Below are 21594 nucleotides of genomic sequence, written 5' to 3' on the forward strand. Positions count from 1 at the left end.
AGGCAGCCTCCTGAATATAATTTTCCAATTGTTATATGTGTGTTTAGCAGTATCAATTACTTACCGGTGGTATATTACAGGTAATTGATACTGCCTTGTTTTTATAAGCTTAACTCTCTTTATCTAAGTCTTTGTCAGTGTAATCCCAAAGCACCTTATTATGTTTATCTATACGCCACTGGTTAAAGTAAGTATCAAATAAAGGCGCCCAGTCGCCGAGTTCGATGCCGTACTCTGCAATGAACGCATTAAAATTATCTTTATGATAGGGCGTCATCGGCATTAAGTAGGTTTCAAAAAGGTACTCATCATAACCGGGTCTGCATGACAACAAGCCTTCCATAATGATTCGGTCATGTTCGTCAGTGAGTTTATTTGCATAGCCCTCACAGGCATGAATAAAGGCTGTTTTATTCTCTGTGGTAAAACAAAGTTGGTGTTGCTCTGCGTATTGGTAGAATTTATCAATAGTAAGCGGGGTTTGGTTGGCTACATTAAACATCGTGTTACGTTTGTTTTTATCAGCCATGCCAAACACAATACTTTGTGCGGCTTTATCAACGGGAATAATGTCAAGCATGTAGGACATGTCCTGGGCACGAACAGGCACACTGAGCATCATACGTAAAATACGATGGAATATATCATCGGTATTGCCTATGCCTGTGGTTGATGACCCTGAAATTTCCGAGAATCGATAAATGGTATATGGCACACCGTATTCGGAGGCTTGGCGTATATTCTCTTCTTGCACCCATTTTGATTGCCCATAACCACTACAAATTAATGACGCATCATCGGTGTTAATAAAATCCTCTATTGGATTGACCGAAAAATGCGAGTTTTTAACCTGTGTGCTAGCGGTTGTGCTTGACACAAAGTGCATCATTTTAAGTGTATGGCTGGTTGCCATCGTTAGGAGTTCATTAGTGCCAGCGACTGATTTTTTAAATGCAAAGTACGGCTGAATATGGTTTACATACGATGCGGTGTGAATGATATGCTCGACTTCAGCACATAGCTTTAGCCAATTCTTTTTTGATAAGCCCAGTTGTGGATGTTCCATATCGCCTAAAACAGGCACAATGCGGCGCATATCAATCTTTAATTGATAATTAGCCGCGGCATCTTGTATTCTTTTTTGTGCTTTTTTCAGTGAGGGGGCACGCACTAAGCAATATACTTTCGCCTGTGTGGTATCCATTAGCTGACTTAAAATATGACAGCCAAGAAACCCGGTTGCGCCAGTTAACAATGCAACCTTAACATCGCCATCATAGGCGTGACTAAGCCCTGAAGGAGGCTCTGACAGTGTGAACCCTGCGTCTAAAATAAAGTCAGGCAGTTGTTTTGGTTTTTCTGGTAAGTGGTGTTGGGGCGTTTGTACTAAGAGATCAGTGTTACTTTGCTGCTCAGCGAGTAATTCAATTTCTGTGATCAATGCTTGAATGGTATTCATATTTTTAAAAGCATCGGCTTGAATATCCATGCTCAGTTGCGTTTTTAACTGTTGGAAAGTTTTTAATAGCGAGATTGAATCAAATCCATAATCATACAAATCACATTCCAGATCTAACTCGTTAGGTTTAACCCCAATGACATTACCCACAATGTTGATCACCACCTCCGCTATACTGTGTTGCGAGGATGGCGATAGGATTTCGCTATTAGTTATGGCCCCAATGGATTGCTTGTGCGCTCGCTTTAGATGACTGAGAGTATTATGATAAATTTTATCGCTGTTGTGACAGGACATAACACATAACGTACTTTGGGCAGACGCTAATAGCGACGGTAGAGCTGCGAACGCATTTTCCATACGAATAAGAGAGTATCCCTTTTTGATAGCAAACTCATTTTCAATGCTTTTTACCGGATTGTTCGAGTGCCAATAGCCCCAGTTAATAGCGAGGGTTTTACCGTGACGGTGGCCTTGCTCTACTGCCGTGTCTCGAGCACTCGCAAAGGCATTTTGAAAGCCATTACCGTACGAATACGATAAGTGGTTTAGCGAGCCAAATACCGCCATTGAAGAAAACATCACAAAAAAGTCTAAAGGCGTATTGTAGAATACGCGGTCAAGAACTTGTGAGCCGTCTACTTTGACTGACAATGCTTGTTCAAAATCTTGCCAAGTATTTTCATGTTCAGAGAACGCGGTGCCCAAATGAAATATACCATTGAGTGATTGGCTTTGTGACTGCAGCTTCAATGCATCGATGTCACGCTTAACTTGCGTCATATCATCTTCATTAGAAACGTCACATGGAAAATAATGTATTTTTCCAGGTAATGCACTTAATTTTGCTATAGCCGCTTTATTATGCTCGGCAGAGGATCGCCCGAGTAAAATGAGGGTGGCATTATATTGGGTTAATAGCTGTTCACTTAGTTGTTGACCGAGCTCGCCTAAAGCGCCAGCAATGAGATACACGCCATGGTGTTTAAATTGTATAGGCTCATTAGAAGAAGCGCTATTACGTTCACATTTTGACAAGCTGGTTTTCTCGATTTGCGCGCCAAATCGTGTACCTTGTAAGTATTTTACATGGTTATACTGATGTGCTTCGCCATTGGCTAACTTTAGTGCACAACCTTCTTGTAATAATTGAGTTTGCCATGTCTTTGGCGTATTTTTTTCGCTCGAAGCAGCACTGTTTATAAATTCAACCGTTGTCCACTGATGTAGTGTGTTTCTTAACGAGTAGCTCCTCAGTAATGCTGTAATATCATGGCGAGAAACTGAGTCATTATCACTAAAAGTGGCATAAAACAGTTGTATCGCGTCTTTATCAAATGCTTCTATGGCTTTTATGAACTGATACAGCGGTGCTATTTGTGCTGTTGCATCACTTAACGCTGAACAATCTAACTGCTGTGAGCTAACATTTGGCACTGGTACGCTGTCAGCGATGAAAAATACAATGTCAGGCCGGTTATCTGAGGTGAAAATGTGGCCCTTATTGTCGTTGTTGAAATCTGAAAACAATACGCTGTTTACGGAGTCGCGCATACTAGAGGGCAGTGTATCAAGCAAGGCATATTGTGACTTTCTCTCATGAGATACAATTAACACACGCTTATCTAACAGCGGTGCTAAGTCAGAGGGTGATGCTAATTCAGAGTTGACTAAGGGCGCCGAGACCCAGTTATTCTCTAATACTAACCAAGGTGTTTTCTCATTTTTTAACGTACTGTTTTCTTCGTCATTAGGGCAACGTGCTTTTTCAAGTATTGTTTTGGCTAAACCTTGCTCCAAATGCGTGGCATCGATAAATGAGGTTGTTGGCAAATGCATTTTATGCACAACCGAAGAGGTATCGCTATTAAACGTGTTCCAGCATACATCTTTTGAGTCCAACCAAAACTTGGCAAGCGCTGGCAAGTTGTTTGATAGCTTTAGGCTTTGTACATCATCATTACTGAGTGTTGCCTTGTTGGCTTTATTAACGGTGGAGGCTTTAAAGCGACCAGAGCATATTTCTTGTTCCGCATTCGCCAGTGAGCTTATTAACTCAGCCATGGAAGATACCACCCATGCTGCACGGTATTTTTGATGTGTACGGCCCACTTGCAGTGTATATGCCAATCGTGCCAGTTGGTGCGGTGTATCAAGATCTGAGTTTGTTGGATCAGACAAAAATGATTTAAGCTCAATGATTTGTGCTTGTAGCTGTGTGTCTGTATTTGCCGATAGCAAAACAATAGATGCGTCGCCCGTAGTGCATAGTTTAATGGGGTCAACCGCCTTATTGTGCCTGTTACTCGAGGGGGAGTTTAAATCATTACAAGGGTCATCAGTGTGGTGCTCTTCAAGTACGAGGTGTGCGTTAACGCCACTTATCCCAAACGAGCTTACTGCCGCTCGGCGTTGCTGTTGTGACTGCCAGTCCGTCAGTGTTGTTTGCACCGTAAAAGGCGTGTCATCGAGCGACAAGTATGGGTTAAGCGCCTTCACATGCAGTGATGGTGCTAATGTTTTATGCTTAAATTGCAGCAGCACTTTAATGACGCCTGCGATGCCAGCGGCGATTTCTAAGTGACCGACATTACTTTTAACAGAGCCAAGTGCGCACCTTTTTTCCCCTGAGGGGTCATTATTTGCAGCCGCATAAGCCTGTTTTAACGCGTCGATTTCAACCGGATCACCTAAAGATGTGCCTGTACCATGACATTCGATATAGCTAATAGATGAAGGGTCAATCTCAGCGTTTTGCCATGCCTTAGTAAGCAAGCGCGACTGTGCGTTGGCATTAGGCACTGTAAAACCATGAGATTTACCACCGTGGTTTACCGCAGATCCTAAAATGGTACCGTAAATACAGTCATTGTCTTGTTGGCAAGCCGAGCGCTTCTTAAGAAACAGCATACCAATCCCTTCGCCACGGACAATGCCATCAGCATCATCGGAGAATGGTCTACATCTACCAGTGGGTGACAAAGCACCTATGTCGTGCATAGCTAATGAGGCATGTGGCGTGTCGATAATGTTTACTCCACCTACTATGGCTTGATCGCAATCTCCTTGTTCTATGGCTTGAACTGCTTTGTGTATTGCTACTAATGAAGAGGAGCATGTAGTGTCAACGCCTTCACTTGGGCCATGTAAATCAAGGAAATAACTCATTCGATTTGGCGCAAAAGCAGAAGAGGTAAGCATGCCATCGTGATAATTTGATTGGCAGCCAATAAAAATACCGGTATTTGATCCTGCTAAAGCGGTGGGATCATATCCCGCATCTTCAATGCATTTCCATACATGCATCATTAACATGCTTTCTTGTCGACCAATACGGTTACTTTCGGCTGGCGCAATGTTAAAAAATAAAGGATCAAAATGCTCCGTTTTATCTAGTTGGCCTAACCAATTTACTTCATCAGGCAATGGTTCTGGGCATGGGTTACTTTCTTGTGGCCAGACATAGGGCGTTACACTGTCTTTACCTTGACTGAGGTTGTGCCAAAAAGCATGGGGGTTTTTAGCCTGTGGAAACTCACAACTCATACCAATAATTGCAATTGGGTCTTTTGATACAGCTTGTGCGCTTTGGTTCTCAGGGTCTGGTTGTAATGATTGAGTGCTTTTTTGTGTATCGTTTACATCGTTGTTTAGCGCAATAAGCTGCGTTTCATAGGTCTCTATTATGTGCACTTTAATACTATTGAGTGTGGAATGGGTAAATAACACGCTCGGGGATATATCAAGCTGATATTGTTTGTTTACTTGGTTAATAAACGAGATAAATACAATCGAGTCAGCACCTAAATCCCCTAAGTCACTGTCTAAATCAATACTGTCAGGGTCAGTGCCTAACAGTGACGCTGTGCTCGTTAGCAAAAACTCTTCGAGGTGCGTGTGTAGGTGTGCTTTGCTTTGAAAGCGCGACGATGAAGCAAGGTGCTGTTGGGTATTATCTTGTGAGATTTGCGCCTTATAATCTACCAATGTTTGTACTTGATGTAAGCTGTGTTTAAAGGCTGCAATACCGATTTTCGTTGGCATGGGGGTGATACCCAATTGTGTTAATTGCGTCGCAAATTGTGGGTTTATCTTCATCCCGCCGTGTTGCCAATACGGCCAGTCAATACTACAACTTTTACCGCTACGTAGCCCTTTACTGACCAATGTGTCGCGGTAATGCATATAACTATCTAAAAACGCGTTTGCGGTAGCGTAATCGACTTGGCTGATAGCGCCATTAACACCACTTAACCCTGAAAAACAAACCAAAAAGTCTAGAGGAATATCTTGAGTCGCCTCATCAAGAGCAATAACCCCTTTCACTTTTGGAGCAAGAACTTTTGAAAATGTTGATTTGTCTTTTTTAGTAAGCAGCGTGTCGTTTAATACCCCTGCGGCATGAATAACACCTGTTAACGTGTCGAATTCAGTAATGATGTCTCTGATGAGCAGAATAACCGCCATTTTCTTCGAAACATCGACTTGAACGTACTTAAGTGTTGTATTCGCGCAAGCAAGCTTGGTTAACTGTGCTTGCACATCAGGGTGTTCTAGTGGCTTGCGACCTGTGGCTATCACAGTTTTATGCTGTTCTATACGGTTGAGATCAGCAATAAAATGGGCACCAATACCACCAAGGCCTCCGGTGATCAAATACACGCCGCCTGGTTGCCATGACATGTTGTCACAGGGTTGAGTGAGTTCATGTTGATGGGTATCAAGGGGTTTATAAGCAAGTATCTGCCTATTGTTGTCTATGTAGCGTATAACTGCTTCATTATGATGCTTATCGTTCATTAAACGCGTTGTAAGCGTGTCACTGTTAGTCGTGTTGTCGAACAAAACGACTTGCGTTTTAAGTGACGGGGTTTCTAAACTCGCGGTTTTCAGCAAGCTGTGAAAACAAAAGTACGCATTGGCTTGGCTCGGCTCATTATTTGCGCCATAGGTGTCATTGAGTACCAGTTGAAGTGATATAGGCTGTTTTAGTGTAATCAACTGTTTAATGATGTCGACCAGCTGGTAACCATAATCTTCAATCTTGTGTTCAATACCGTAGTGGTTTGAGAAGAGCGAATAGCTTGTCGCATTAGGCAGTGAGACCTCCGGTACATCACAAAATATTACATGATGCTGTGCCTGAGTGTGAGCCTGAGATTGAGTAATTGAGACCTGATTAAGCGACTTATCGACCCAATGTGGGACTTCAATGGTTAATTGTGGCGGGTTAGTCTCTTGTGTCGTTTTACATGACGGTGAGAACGTTGGCTTGGTCAACTCTGCAGTTATCGCAGCTGAAGCTGCTTTCGTCCCGCCCGAATTTTCCATTCCCCATAAACTGTATTGTTTTAAGTCAAACGGATAGGTAGGTAAACTAAGCTTTGTAATGGAGGACGCATTATTAAAGTCACTATCTTGGTATAAAAAGTCCCAATTGATAAAGCCTGTGTCAATCCATCGTTGTAAAATTTCATGATACTGCTGGTTGCTTAAACAGGTTGCCAAATAAGTTTGCTGCTGTACGGGGGAGGCTGTCGACTCGGCTGTGGCAGGTACCGCCTCTTTGGTAAGTTGTTTACATAAAGAGGCTGCGCTGGCTAAATAGACTTGCAGTTCGGTGCAAAGTTGCGAGAGTGAGCTTACTACAAAGCCTGTACGATGAGCCATTGTTGTGCGGCCTGTTTGCAGCGTGTAAGCGATATTTTTTAACTGCGATTTTTCATATTGATTCACGCTAAGATGTTCTAACAATAACTGCACTTGTAGCGTCAGGACGTCGGCACTTTGTGCCGATAGCACCACAATGTAGAGGCCTTCAGGGGAGGTCGATTGTGGGAAAGAGGCTTTTTCATGTACATCATCGCTCATATTTAGCGGCGTATATTCTTCTAAAATGGCGTGCGCGTTAGTACCACCAATGCCAAATGAGCTTACAGCTGCGCGCCTTGGTAGGTGCTCGCTACTCCAAGCTTGTTGTTTATCAACCACATAAAATGGTGAATCTGCTAAGTTAATATGCGGATTGGGCGTTGTATAATGCAACGACGCAGGGAGCTGCTTATAATACAACGACAATGATGTTTTGATTAGACCCGTTAGGCCAGCCAGTGTATCAGTATGGCCTAGGTTTGATTTAACAGCCCCTAATCCGCAAAACTGCTTTTTGTTCGTGTGCTTTTGGTAAACTTGTTGCAATGCCGCAAACTCAATCGGGTCGCCCAAGGCAGTGCCTGTGCCATGTGCTTCTACGTAGCTAATGGTCTCTGGGTGAATATTGGCACTTTCAAGCGTTTGCTCAATCACGCTCATTTGGCCAGTGTTGCCTGGTGCAAAAAAGCCGGCTTTATCTTTACCATCGTTATTGACTTTTATGCCTCTGATCACGCTATAAATATGATCAGCATCGTCAACAGCTTCATTGGCGCGCTTGAGTACGATCAGTGAAACCCCATTACCTCCAATCATGCCATCGGCGTTTTCATCAAACACTTTACAGCGGGCGTCTTTGGCAAAGTTCATGCCTTTTTCATAGTGATACCCAGTTTCGCGCTGCGGATATAAACAAGCAGCGCCGACAATGGCGTAGTCTATTTCTTTGGCTTTTAATGCTGTACATGCCAAAGCTATTGCCGACATAGACGACGAGCAATTAGAGTGGACAAATAAACTCGGGCCAGTGAAGCCTAAATGGTAAGAAATAGTGGTAGGCAAGGTACCTGGTTGATTGAGCGTTGATGAAACATAATCTTGGGCATTTAAAATAAATTGACCATCTTTGATTTTGTCGTGCAAATTCAAATTTGGCGTATCGGTGTTTGAGGCAGAAATATAAACACCTGTTTTAGGAATTTGTTCACAGCGGTAGCCTGCATCTTCAATGGCTTTCCAAGCATGTAGTAATAGTTGGCGTTGAGAATAACTCATAGTTTTGGCGTTTTTGTCTGAAATATTGAAAAACGCCGGATCAAACATATCTTGGCCATCAACCCAGGAGTCTAGCCATGTCACGGGTTTGTGTTCATCTGCATAAGCTATGCGTTTAAGTAAATCTTTACCTTGTATTAAGTTTTGCCAAAACTCATGATGATTAGCAGACATAGAATATTGGCAAGACATCCCAATGATTGCCACACTCTCATGATAGTACTCTGGATAGCGTGAAGCAGTATGCGCGCTATCTTGAATAAGTGTTGGCTGCGCTGCAGAGATACCGTGATCTGGTGATGCATTATTTTGCTGGGTTGTATGGCTATCAGCAGGTTGGTTTGCTAGGTGTTCGGCCATAGCACGAATAGTACTGTATTGAAAAATTTGGGTAATTGAAAACTCAATATTTAATACAGACAAAAACTTAGCAGACAATACGTTAGCTAAAAGAGAGTTACCACCGGCCTCAAAAAAGGGTTCGTCTAATCCGACATGTTCTATCTCAAGTGTTTGTAACCATAATTTAGTGATGGAGGCTTGTAATTGACTGACTGACAACAAAGGGAGAGTTGTACGCAGTATGGCGCTGTCTTGATGAGTGACCGCGGCATTGGCATGGTCGCTCTTTGTGCGAAAAGTCTGTTGCTCAAGTGCTTTTTTATCGAGTTTTCCATTGGCTGTCAGGGGAAGTTTTTCGATAAAGATAAAAAATGACGGGACCATGTATTCAGGCAGCAGAGCCAGTAAATCTGTTCGTAATGTTTCAATAGAGACTGAGGTTTTAGTCACTACGTAAGCCGTCAGTACATCTCCTTGGTGCTTATTCTGAACGATAACAGCGGCGTCATTGACATAGCTAAGTGTGAGTAATGCATGATGTACTTCGCCTAATTCAATTCTATGGCCTCTGATCTGTACTTGATTATCGGTTCTGCCAATATATTCAAGACGGCCGTCAGATGCGCGTTTTGCTAAATCTCCTGTACGATATAAACGACGTTGCACGCCGCTTTCATCGATATGATTAATAAATCGTTCTTCAGTTAATGCTGTACGGTTTAAGTATCCTCGTGTTACACCTGTGCCTGCTACATACATTTCCCCAATATTGCCATGAGAAACGGCGTGTCGATGCTCATCAAATAAAAGGATGTCGTAACCCGGTAATGGCAGACCTATAATGCTTTTGTTTTGGCTGTTCATCACCATGCTCTTGGTAATACTGGCATGGGTCACATGAATGGTGGTTTCGGTAATGCCATACATGTTAACAAGTTCAGGTCGTGCATAATCTGATGCAAACCACGGAACTAAACGATGTAATTCGAGCGCTTCACCGCCAAAAATGATTTGTCTAATATGATGCGCTAACTGCGGGTTAGCGACTAATCGCTCCATAAGCGGAAAGAATGCAGAAGGAGTTTGGTTTAATACTGTAACTTCATGCTCCGCAATAAAGTGTGAGAATGCAGCACTGTCTTTTTTGGTGGCCTCGTCAGGAATAACCAGTTTACCACCATGTAATAATGCGCCCCAGATCTCCCACACAGAAAAGTCAAATGCATACGAATGAAATAAGCACCAAGTATCTTGCTCAGAAAACTGAAATAGCGTTTGGCTATTAATAAATAACTGAGTGACGTTGCCGTGTTCTACAAGCACTCCTTTTGGCTCGCCTGTCGAGCCTGAGGTATAAATTACATAGGCTAAGTCACACGCATGAATTGCTTTGCGAACGGCGAGAGTGTTATTCACTTGCGAATAGGCGCTACTGTGATTTAGGCAGTCATCGAGTGCATAAATTGATAGGGCGCTGGCATGGGTGGTTAATAAACCCTGGTGCCAAGATGACAGAGCGGTGTCTAATAAAAGTAATGCAGGTTGTGCATCCTGTAGGATGAAAGATGCGCGTTCTTGCGCAGAGTGTGGGTCAATCGGTAAGTACGCCGCACCGCTTTTTAAAATAGCCAGTATCGCAATGATGAGATCTAGCGAAGGTTTGGCACACACACCAATTAGTAATGTCTCACCTTGATGGTTTTTAACCTCATCAAGGCTAAGTAAGTAACTGGCAAGAGCGTCTGAACGTTGGTTGAGTGACGCATAAGACAGGGTATGGTCACCATATACCAATGCGCAGTTATTCGCTGCTTCACCGAGATGGGCATTAAACATATCCAAAATTGAAGGGGGTGTATTAGTTCGTACTGTATTTAATGGGGGGCTTTCAGCGGTACTAAGTGCAATTGCAGACGTTAGGTTTGTGCTGGCTTGGTTTTGGGTGTGGTTAGTTGTCATAACGTCATGCATTGGTACTGTCGGTGAAGATAAAACATCATTGATTAAACTCACATACTCCTTCGCTAGAGTTGTAATAAAAGACGATGAATAAGCGTGTTCGTTAAATTTAAACGTGACGCGAAATTGCTCTGGTAAAGGCGTAACTTCTAAGCTTAAGTCAAGTTCGGGGGCTTGTTGAAACTCGCCCCACACGGAGTCAGCGAGGTTGGCATTATTAGCAAACCACGATTGTGCAACGAAGTTATGGTACGCGTAGCCAACCTGAAATATAGGGTGATGTTCAGTATTTCTTGGGCTATTTAAGGCATTTATGATTTCCGAAAAAGGTAACGCACTGTGGCCCATTATGCAGTTTAGTTTTTGTTGGTTACTAATAGCCAATTCAGAGAAGCTAGCCGATGTGTTTAGCGTATTACGAAGGGGCAATTGATTGGCAAAGAGGCCGAGTGATTTACTCATACTTAGTTGAGGACGATTTAAAACCGGGATCCCCACAATGATCTCGTGAGTATTCGTTGAATCTGTATTGGTGTGCGATTTACCACTGAAACGGCTAAGAATCATTTGAAACACAGATAAGAAAAAGACAGATGCGCTTATGCCTGTGTGTTTTACCGATTGCTTTATTTGTTGTTCTGTTATGGCGGAAATAGCGACATCAATGCGGCCACTCTCTGAGTGCAGGCGCTCATTATGCCTGTTTAGGCTATGACTGTCTGGTGTAGGGTATTGAGTGCTCTGTAACTTCAGCACGGGCAGTAACCCTTGCAGCTCTTTTTGCCAAAATTGCTTAAGTGCTTGTCCTTCTTGCCCTTTAAGCATGGTGTTTTCCCACTCTACAAACTTAAAAAAGCCATAGTCTGATCCTGCGGGTAAAAGCGTTCTGCCAGATTGTAATGTGTTATAGGCTTGCATAAGTTGTTCAAAGAAAATGGTCGCTGATGAACCATCAATGATCACGTGATGGAATACAAAGGCCATGAGCTCTAGCGGCTTTTCATCGAGGGTAACCGAGAAATGCATTGCGCGTAGCAACAAGGTATTGTCCATTGTAAATGGTTGATCAATATAAGCTTGAATCGCATCGGTTAGTGCACTTTTAGTATTGAAGGTGGTGGTGTGCACTGCAATTTGAATTCCGTGGTTCGCAAACTCTTGTCTTGGTATGCCATCGACTTCAGACATTGTTACCTGCAAAACAGGGTTGTTTTGACAGACAAAATCTAATGCGTGTTGCATGTTATGTAGATTGATGTTTGATACGTCAAATACCAGCGGGACGTTATACGCGGTGAGATCAGGTTTTTGCTTATGCAACAACCATAGACCTTGCTGAGATTTCGATAATGCAGTCACGGTGCTTTCGATTTGGTTGTCAGCGATACTTAATGGTGCTTGAGGCGCACAAGGCGTTTGGTTATCTAACAGATAGTGCTGCAGATCTTCAAGTGTTTCTAGCTCAAAAAGTAGAGCTGGTGGCAGTGCATCAACATTTAAAAATTGCTCAGCTTCAATGGTTTGAGTAATTGATAAAAGCATGATTGAGTCAAAACCGATTTCTCGAAAGTTTTCCTGCTCGTCCAGCTCATCACAGGGGATTTTCGTTACCTCTGACACAACCTTTTTCAGGTATTGCATTATTTCGCTGGCACTTTTCAGCGTCGAGTTTGTATCTTTGGCTACGGCATATGAGCTTGATTGACTGGCTGCAGAAGTGGAGGTATTCATCTCCCATAAACGCGTAAGTTGGGTTGGTTTACCAAATAAGAAACAGTGCTGCGGCATAGTTACGCCCAAAGCAAGTGCACGATAAAACGCGTCAATGCCCAGTTCACAGCTCATCAGCGACATCCCTTGGCGTTGCAATATCGTTTTCGTGGCAGCGTCGACCTGCATGCCTCCACCTTGGTCCCATAAAGGCCAGTTTATACATAGGCTGAGCCCGTGACGGGTTCCCTGACACACTTGAGCATGTCGTTCAGCCATGTATTGGTCAATAAATGCGTTTGCTGTGGCATAATCTGCCTGACCAAGGTTACCAAACACACTTGCAATAGAGGAAAAGCTGACAAAAAAGTCCAAGTCTAATGCCTTACTTGCCTCATCCAGCGCTACTAGACCTGCTATTTTGGGTGCAAAAACGTGCTTGAGTTCAGCAGGTGTTTTGCGGGTAATTAAACTGTCTTTTATAACGCCAGCACTGTGGATAATACCGGTGATTTGACCATAACGCTGCATGAGCGTATTGAATAGCGCCGACACTTGTTCGTGCTGTGAGATATCCATCGCATAATAGTCTAAGCGAGAAGCTCCCTGTGCAAATTCGTTTTGCAATTGGCTTAGTTGCCTATCTATTGTGGTGCTGGCGGGTTTGGTCCCAATTAATATTACTTTAGAGTAAGTCGACTTTTCCAAGATCTCCTTTGTAAAGGCTTTACCTATGTGCCCTAAGCCACCGGTAATAATATACACGCCATGGTCTTTCCATGGTAATTCAGCGGGGTTAACATGCGCTGTCAATTGGCCCTCGACAGACTGAGCATCGATATAACTGAGTACGGCCCTTTGTTGCAGCTTATATCTGATCACTCTGTGGTTATTTGGATAAAGTACCGCTTCTTGCTTAAGCGCATTAATTTCTTGATCATCAGACATAGAGTCATCAAATTGGATCAACTGCGTGGTGATATAGCTGCACTCTAATGCTGCTGTTTTTAACATACCAGCTAATGCGAGAAGGTGCTGTTTATCAAGCTGCGCAGATGAACGTATGATCAATTGCACTAAAGCAGGTCGTTTACTCATCATGAGAGGGTGCAAATAGCTTAAAAGAGCTAAGGCATACGCTTCTAATTGTGTTTGTTCAAACGGTGGCGAAACTTGGGTTTGCGCTTGGGCTAGAGCTGAGTTGGCTAACAGCGAGTGGATGACTACTTCAGCTTTGCTATTTAAGTTGCTTGGGGTGAGCGCACTGACATTAAATGTACCAATAGTTACAACATGGTGTGTGTCAGGTTGTGACGAGCATTGCGCCGTTCTATCGTCAATCGCTGTGGTTTCCCACTGTGGTAGGTAATGTAATAACTTTGATGATTCATCCGCCTGATGAGCATTTATTATCTGGTTGTGTGAGTGTGAAGCGTTCGCAAAATCAGTGGCATGTGTCAAGGAGTCAAAAGAAGGCGTGCCTGTTTTATTTCGGGCGATGAGTGACGGTTTGTTAGTTGCAGCCGTCGGCAGTTTTTCAGCGGGGATCCAATGTGACTCATTATCGAACGGGTATACGGGAAGTTTGAGTGTACGTGGCTCAATCCCTTTTTTGTAAAACTCGTTCGTATCACAATCATTGTTATAAAGTAATGGCCAATCAATCACTGCGCCCACCACCCACAAAGATAGTAACTTGGTATAGTCTTGCTCGTAGGCCCAGCGCGTGAAATCTCGCTCATCGAGGGCTGATAATATGTTTTTACCTTGTTTGACTTCGCCTTTTTTCCATTCACCACGGCTTTTATTTATGAAAAGCTGTAATTGAGTGCTTATTTGCTCAGCGGTTGATGCGACAAACCCCATGCGGTATTCCATTTGCTCACGGGCATTGTGCAGGGTGTAAGCAATGTCAGTGCAGGAGTGTTGATGTTCAGGTGTTGTATAAAGCCACTGTTTTAACTGATTGGCTTTTGCTAATAACGCTGTTGGACTTTTCGCAGACAATGTGATCAACGCCTTGTCATTGCTTGACTGCACTGCTGATGTAACGGGTGCAGTGAATTCTTCTATGACAAGGTGGGCATTTGTGCCACTAAACCCAAATGAGCTGATGGCTGCACGTCTTTGTTTACCGGGCTCGACATGCCATGCCTTTGTTTGCGTGTTAACAAAAAATGGCGAGTCTTGCCAATTTATATGCGCATTACCCACGTTGAAATTGCGAGAGGCGGGTATAGATTTATGTTTGATGGCCAACAACGCTTTGATCACCCCCGCGACACCTGCGGCAGTTAAGCAATGGCCGATGTTTGTTTTTACCGATCCCAAGGCGCAAAAATCATTTAAATCTGTATGCTGGCGAAATGCGCGTGTGAGCGCTTGAAACTCAATAGGATCGCCAAGTTTAGTGCCGGTTCCATGTGCTTCAACCATACCTATGGTCTCGGGTGAAATGTTGAAACGGTGATAGACATCACGGTGCAATTGTTCCTGAGAGACTGAGCTTGGCGCGGTAATACCGCTGGTAGTGCCATCTTGATTGGTTGCGGAGCCTAAGATCACACCATATACGTGGTCGTTATCTCGCAGAGCATCATCGAGTCGTTTGAGTACCAATACACCAACGCCTTCGCCAGGCACAAAGCCATTTGCTCTGTCGTCAAAGGTATAACAGGTGCCATCAGGACTTAACATGCCTGCTTTACCGGCATGATTAGAAAATTGTGAAGTACAAAGTGTGGCGACGCCACCGACTAAGGCGCATGATATGTCGTTATTCAATAACGCTTGGCAGGCCATATGAATTGAGACTAACGATGAGGAGCAGGCTGTATCAACAGCAATGGCTGGACCTTTTAAATTTAAAAAATAAGACACGCGAGCCGGAATGACAGACCCGGCATTACCCCAAAATACTTGTGCAGGGGCATCGTCAGGCGCTAATGACGCATAGTCACCTTGTGCGCATCCTAAATACACCCCCACATTTTTACCTGATACGCTGTTGGCCATATTGGCATCATCGAGTGCTTTATAACACTCTTGCAAGAACAAGCGCTGTTGCGGATCCATATACATGGCTTCTTGCGGAGTAATTGAAAAGAAAGCAGCGTCAAACGATGATATATCATCAAGCAAACTGGCATAGCGACACCAAGACTGTGCTGGCTCACTTAACGTATGTAAATCCCAGCGTTGTTGTTCAACGACTGATGTGCGTTGCTCTTGTATCATCGTCCAAAACTCTTCGAGATTGGATGCACTGCCAAATTGGCCACTCATACCAATGATGGCGACTTTTTGCGCTGTGTCAGTATTGTTCGCCACGGGCGCTGCGTTCTTTCCCGATGAATGAGAAACAGCGCTATCGTCAGGCTTTCTAAATCGTCGTTTTGTACTGGCACTCGTGTTGACTGAGGACTGAGCAGACGTGTCTGGTTTGTGTTGGACTTGTTCGGTGTTTATCTCAGTATTACTGACGTGGGCAGTGTCGTTTTTGGCGCTTTTTATAAACTGTGCTAAATGAGTATGGTGCTCAGTTGCAATGTAGTTGCTGAGTGTTGAAATAGACGGGTAGTCAAATAGCAACGTGGCTGGTAATGATAAGGCGAACGTCTCGTTGATGTCATCTAGCATTTGAATAGCAAGAATTGAGTCTACCCCATAATCAGCAAATGATTCGTCTAGATCTAATTCGTCTTCAGGGATATTGAGTGCTTTACTGGCGATGGTAAATAATGTGTGTTGCGTATAAGTCAGTGTATCTGTGAGTGTGTGATTTAGATTCATAGTAATAGAAGCGTCGTGTTTGCTTGGCACTGAGTGAGCGTGATCTGTTGTTGTCGTTGAGCGAGTATTTATGTCGGCATTACAAATGTTTTGAGGGGTGTGTATTATTTTTTGCAAAATATTACCGTCACTTTGCGCACAAATAATGTGTTGTGCCGAGTGTGGTGCAGCAGGAGTGGTAACATTGATAAAACCTTCCTCTTCTAGCACAGCTTGCCAGCGAGAAAGCGACAACATAGGGGAGCCTGAGATCCGCAAAGTGCTGTCTTGGCTAAGCCACCATCCCTCTAATAAACCAAAGGTAAGCTGTGTAAAGAGCGATTTTTCCACTACTTCATTGATAAGTATGATGCCACCGGGCTTTAAGCAGGCTTTGGCATTTTGAAGTGTGGCTCGTATATTGGCTGTTGCATGGAGTACATTGGTCGCGATAACCACATCATAAGATGCTATTTCGATGCTTTGTGGTGCCTTTTGTACATTAAGCGGCTTGCTAACATCAAAGTATTTGGTTGTAACATAAGGATACGTTGTTTTAAATTGCGCTTGGGCATGATTAAAAAATGCCTGTGATAAATCTGTATACGCGTACTCTTCAATAGACCAAGGCGCTAAATGAGGTAACACTGCGGCGGTCGTGCCGCCTGTACCTGCGCCAATTTCAAGTATTTTTACTGACGGTGCGGCTAATTGAGTTAAGTAGCGGGTTAACTGTTCAACCAATACACGGTTAGCATAGTCAGCTTGCTGATTGTTTTTATAGACGCTCTCGACCAGTGACAGCGAGCCATTTGGAAATAATACGTCAGTAGGTTTTTTATGCCCCTGTAAAATATCAGGAAGGTGTGACAGACAGGTATCAAGTAGTGCGTTATTGATAGGAATATCTGTTGTGTCTTTATTACTTTGACAGACTTGGTGCGCTTGCATCAGCCCAGAGTCAGTTAAATAGCGCTGTGTTTCTTGCCACCAAGATTGAAAGTAGTCAGGCAGTTTTGATAAATGTATTGCGCGATCTAATAATGATTGGCACCCTGCGCTATGAAGCGCATCGCACAGCGCGTTAAGTACCACGTCATCCGCAACGGTAGTTTGCTCTTTGTCATAACTAACGGCGCTGGCCTTTTGCACAAATGCAGTCAATGGGGTGTTTGTTGAGTAACTATGGTGTTTAGCAACTTGATGACATGCTTGCTCTGTGGCTTTAAGTACCCCAACTTGTAATAGTGAAGACGACATAAATTGTGCAAGTGCGTGCATGCCTTCGTCGACCTCTATTGACCCAATACCCAGTTGTGCCATTTTTTGCTGGTAGTAGGCATCTTGAACAACGCCAATCGACCCCCAATAACCCCAATTAACGATTTTTATGGGAAATTTGTGGTTATTCGCACGAGCCAAACTATCAATATAGTGGCACCCCGCGGCATAATTGCACTGTCCAGCTGCGGGTGAAAAAGATTGTAAAGATGAGAAAAACAGCAAAAAGTCTACATCGTGATTGTTCAACACCTTAAATAATGTTTGGCTTGTTTGCTGCTTTGCTTGGTAGCTGCGAAGAAATTGCGCGTCGTCCATATTGGCAATGCTTTGATCTTCTAAATGTAAGATTGAGTGCACAACACCATTAAGCTGTGAAAAGGATTGCGCTATTGTCTCTAAGATTGCGTGCATAGCCCTTTCATCTGCGGCATCGGCACTGAAGTAGATAGGGGCTTTGCCTATTTTTGCCAGTTGAGCAATGTCATGTTTGATCGTGTCATTTTCATCACTTCGGCCTACCCAAATAAGCTGAGCATTGAAATGGCGGATCATCCATTCACTCCATGCTTGCCCAAGCCCTCCGGCACCCCCTAAGACTAAATACACCCCATCTTGTCGGTAGTTACAGATATGCGAAGAAGGCGCATCGGACAACATGTTTTGTTGGTAGTGGTGTGATGCAATATTAAATTTAAACCATTGACCGTGTCTGTAGGCATGAAAATCAGTCGGTAAAGAGACTGCAGCATGCCATACATGTTCGCAGTCGGAGTGGCTTAACTGACTTGAAAATAGTTCCACGGGTAGATCGCAGACTCTAATATCCCAAAGAGGGTATTCTTGAGCAATACTTTGTAATAAACCGATGAGTCCGGCTCCCTCAGCGTAGCAGGGCTCAGCATGTACCCGCTGCGTTTGATAGGTGGCTAAGGTGATTGAAAAACGTTTTGTACCATAGCCATTTGCGAGTAAAGACTTGATATAAGTAAATAACGTCAGTGGATCTGCATATTGATCTATCGCGAACCAAATGAGGTGATCAGCAATATAGGTATTGTCATCAGCCAATGAAAACGGCGTGTGCACAAATTCAGGTTTATATTTTTGTGGCCCTTGGTAATCCCAAATAGTTGCATCAATATCAGCGCATTGAGGCATATTGTCTACTGTGTTGGGCTCTGCTGTGATCCAGCAAGGTTTAAGTACATTCAAAGGGTGTGAAAGCCTATTAACGGTGACATCCGCTGGTGGAATACTTGAAGGGGGTTCTGCTGCCACTTCAGGTTCAACCTTAACAGAACGTGTTGAAAAACCTTGAAACTGTACATAGAGTGTCCCGTCTTCATCAAGTATTTCAATATCATACTGTGTTGTGTGAGTCGATGTGTTGTGGCTGCCGTTTTGGGTTTGACATGCGCGCACCCAAATTGTTTTTACGGTGTTGTTTGCACAATTCAATGCGGCCGTTAGGGCGTTAACATTAAAAAAGTGAACTTGTTCGACGGCAAAGGGCAGTGATAATTCATCATCTTTTGAAAAAATAGCCAATGACTGTAATGCTGCGTCGAGTATCGCCGGTGCGGCATAAAAGCCATGACAATACCGCTTTGCTATGTTGAGTAGTGCCAGCGACTCGTTGCCGCGCCGTTGAATGCGTTGAATGCCCTGAAAGCTCGGGCCATACTCGATCCCCGCCTTTGAAAATAGCTGATAAAGGCCGTTTGATGTGAGCTCAGTGACGCGTTGACCATTATGATCTTTCGCTTCTATAAAACCAAGGGTAGGCCAGCTCGTAGTTATGCTTGGTTGCTGACTGTTTGGGTTTTGACACTCTACGACTCTCACTTGGCCTTTTGCATAGCAATGTTGAGCGGTGCCTGATGTGTTGTATAGCTCAAATGACAGGGCATGTTCGCCGTCCCATAGTGATAGGCTGACTTCGGTCTCATGATGTTTTTGGTCAATGATAACCGGTCGGATCCAACGTACATCTTCAAATTCAATGGTATGAGAGTTCTCAATTTGATGTGAAAGACAAATTGCCTTAAGGGCCATTTCTAAGCTGCATACTCCAGGCAACATTTTCTGTTGATTGACAACATGCTCTTTAAAGAAAACTTCATTACCTGAAAAACGAGATTCAAATACGAGTTCGTCAAGCGCGGGCATCGTTTGATGTACGAGTGGATGAAGCATATCTGCTTTGGGTGGTGTCGCTTGAGCTGTCGATATCCAATGGGAGTTTAATGAAAATGGGTAGCTGGGTAGGCTGATCCGGCGTGGCTTTTCTTCGCGGTAGAGTTGCGCCCAGTCTACAATATTACCCGCTAACCACGCGCTAAGTAACATGTGCAAAGTGATATTTGACTGCGTCATATCAAATTTATCTGGGCTGTTTAATGTGGCTTTAGCTATTTTTGCTTCATGCCATGATGCTGGGTCGTCATCAAGATAATGGCTAAGCTGTGTTAAGGCCTCATCGGCAGAGGAGGCGATAAATCCAACACGATAAGCCATTGCTTCTCGGCCGGTTTGCAGTGTGTATGTCACGCTACGTAAATCTAACTCAGCAGATGGCGTACTTTTTAGGGCATCACTCAGTTGTAATACCCGTTGTTTAAGTGCTTGGTGAGTTTTTGCTGATATAACATACACCATCTGTTGAGTCGGTAGGCATTCATTATGTGCAGATGCGTCTGACTCAGCTGTTTGTCTCGGCGGTTCTTGCAAAATAACGTGTGCATTTACGCCAGCAAAACCAAAAGAAGATACGCCTGCCATTCGCGACTGATTTTGCATGAGGTCACTTGGCCAATCAATTGACTCAGTAGCAAGTTTAAAAGGCGAATTTTTGAGTGCAATTTTAGGGTTGAGGGTTGAGAAATTTTGTAGCGGCGAAATCGCTTTGTTAGCGAAGCTCAACAATACTTTTATCACCCCCGCGATCCCCGCGGCAGACTCTAGGTGGCCAATATTGGTTTTAACCGTACTTAGATAGCAGGGCATAGGCGATGCATTTTTTGCTTTGGTTGCTCTAAAAGCGCGCTTTAGCCCCTGAATTTCTAATGGATCACCGAGTTTTGTGCCGGTGCCGTGCAGCTCGACAAACGACACTTGATCTGAGGTGATCCCAGCTGATTCGTGTGCTTGTTGAATAACCCGAGACTGTGAAAAAGGGTTCGGGGAGGTCAGGGTATTGGTTTTGCCAGAATGGCCAATACTGCTGCCTTTAATTACACCATAAATGGTGGCGTTTAATTCGGTTGCTTTGTCGATAGGCAATAGCAGTAACATGCCAAGGCCTTCACCCCGAACATAGCCATCAGCGTCAGCATCTAAGGTTTTACAGCGGCCTTTTGGTGATAGTACGCCGAGTTTACTGAACGAGACATAGCGGCTTTTGGTGATCAGTAAATTAACGCCCCCGACTAAGGCGGCAGAAATTTCACCATTTTTAAAGTCATTAACCGCTTTGTGGATTGCCACCAGTGATGACGAACATGCAGTATCCACTGTTTCACTGGGGCCTTGAAAGTTAAAGTAGTGAGAGATACGGTTAGCAAATACGCCTGTCGACATACCCGTTAAAAAATGGGGGTCAATATTGCCCGTTGAAAACTCTTGGTAATCGGTATTGCTGCACCCTAAGTAAACCCCCGTATTCGAGTTTTTAAAATCAGAAGGTGCAAACCCGGCATCTTCAAAACAAGCCCACGCCAACTCTAAGCTTAAACGCTGCTGAGGGTCCATACTTTGTGCTTCGGTAGGTGAAATTGAGAAAAAGCTCGCATCAAAGCTGTCAATATTATCAATAAACCCGCCCCATTTACTGACCATCTTTTGTTCGTCTTTTTTAGGTGATGGATCGTAATCTGCTCGCCAGTTCCAGCGTGTTTCAGGAATTTCTGTGATACTGCTGACTTTATTGTTTAAATTATGCCAAAACTGCGCTTTGGTGCTAGCACCCGGTAAACGAAGAGACATACCAACAATCGCAATGTCTTGAGGGTGAGAATTTTGATTGTTAGTGGGTGTTGGGTGTGTTTTTTTCATTGTGTTGTCTCAAAAACGGCTGCTAGAAATTAGATAAAGTAATTACAAATTTGCGCAGTAAAATCTAATAAAGAGTTCAAGTTATCGTG

General features: G+C 43.7%; 1 protein-coding gene. It reads right to left on the reverse strand.

Going from position 1 to position 21594, the window contains the following annotated elements; genetic code table 11:
* Positions 1–109: 109 nt before the first annotated feature.
* Positions 110–21505 carry a non-ribosomal peptide synthetase gene (locus PCIT_RS11000; RefSeq protein ID WP_010362913.1) on the reverse strand — a complete coding sequence of 7132 codons (21396 nt, stop codon included), beginning with the start codon at positions 21503–21505 and terminating at the stop codon, positions 110–112.
* Between the last annotated feature and the right edge of the window lie 89 nt (positions 21506–21594).

The sequence above is a fragment of the Pseudoalteromonas citrea genome (assembly GCF_000238375.3).
GTDB classification, from domain to species: domain Bacteria; phylum Pseudomonadota; class Gammaproteobacteria; order Enterobacterales; family Alteromonadaceae; genus Pseudoalteromonas; species Pseudoalteromonas citrea.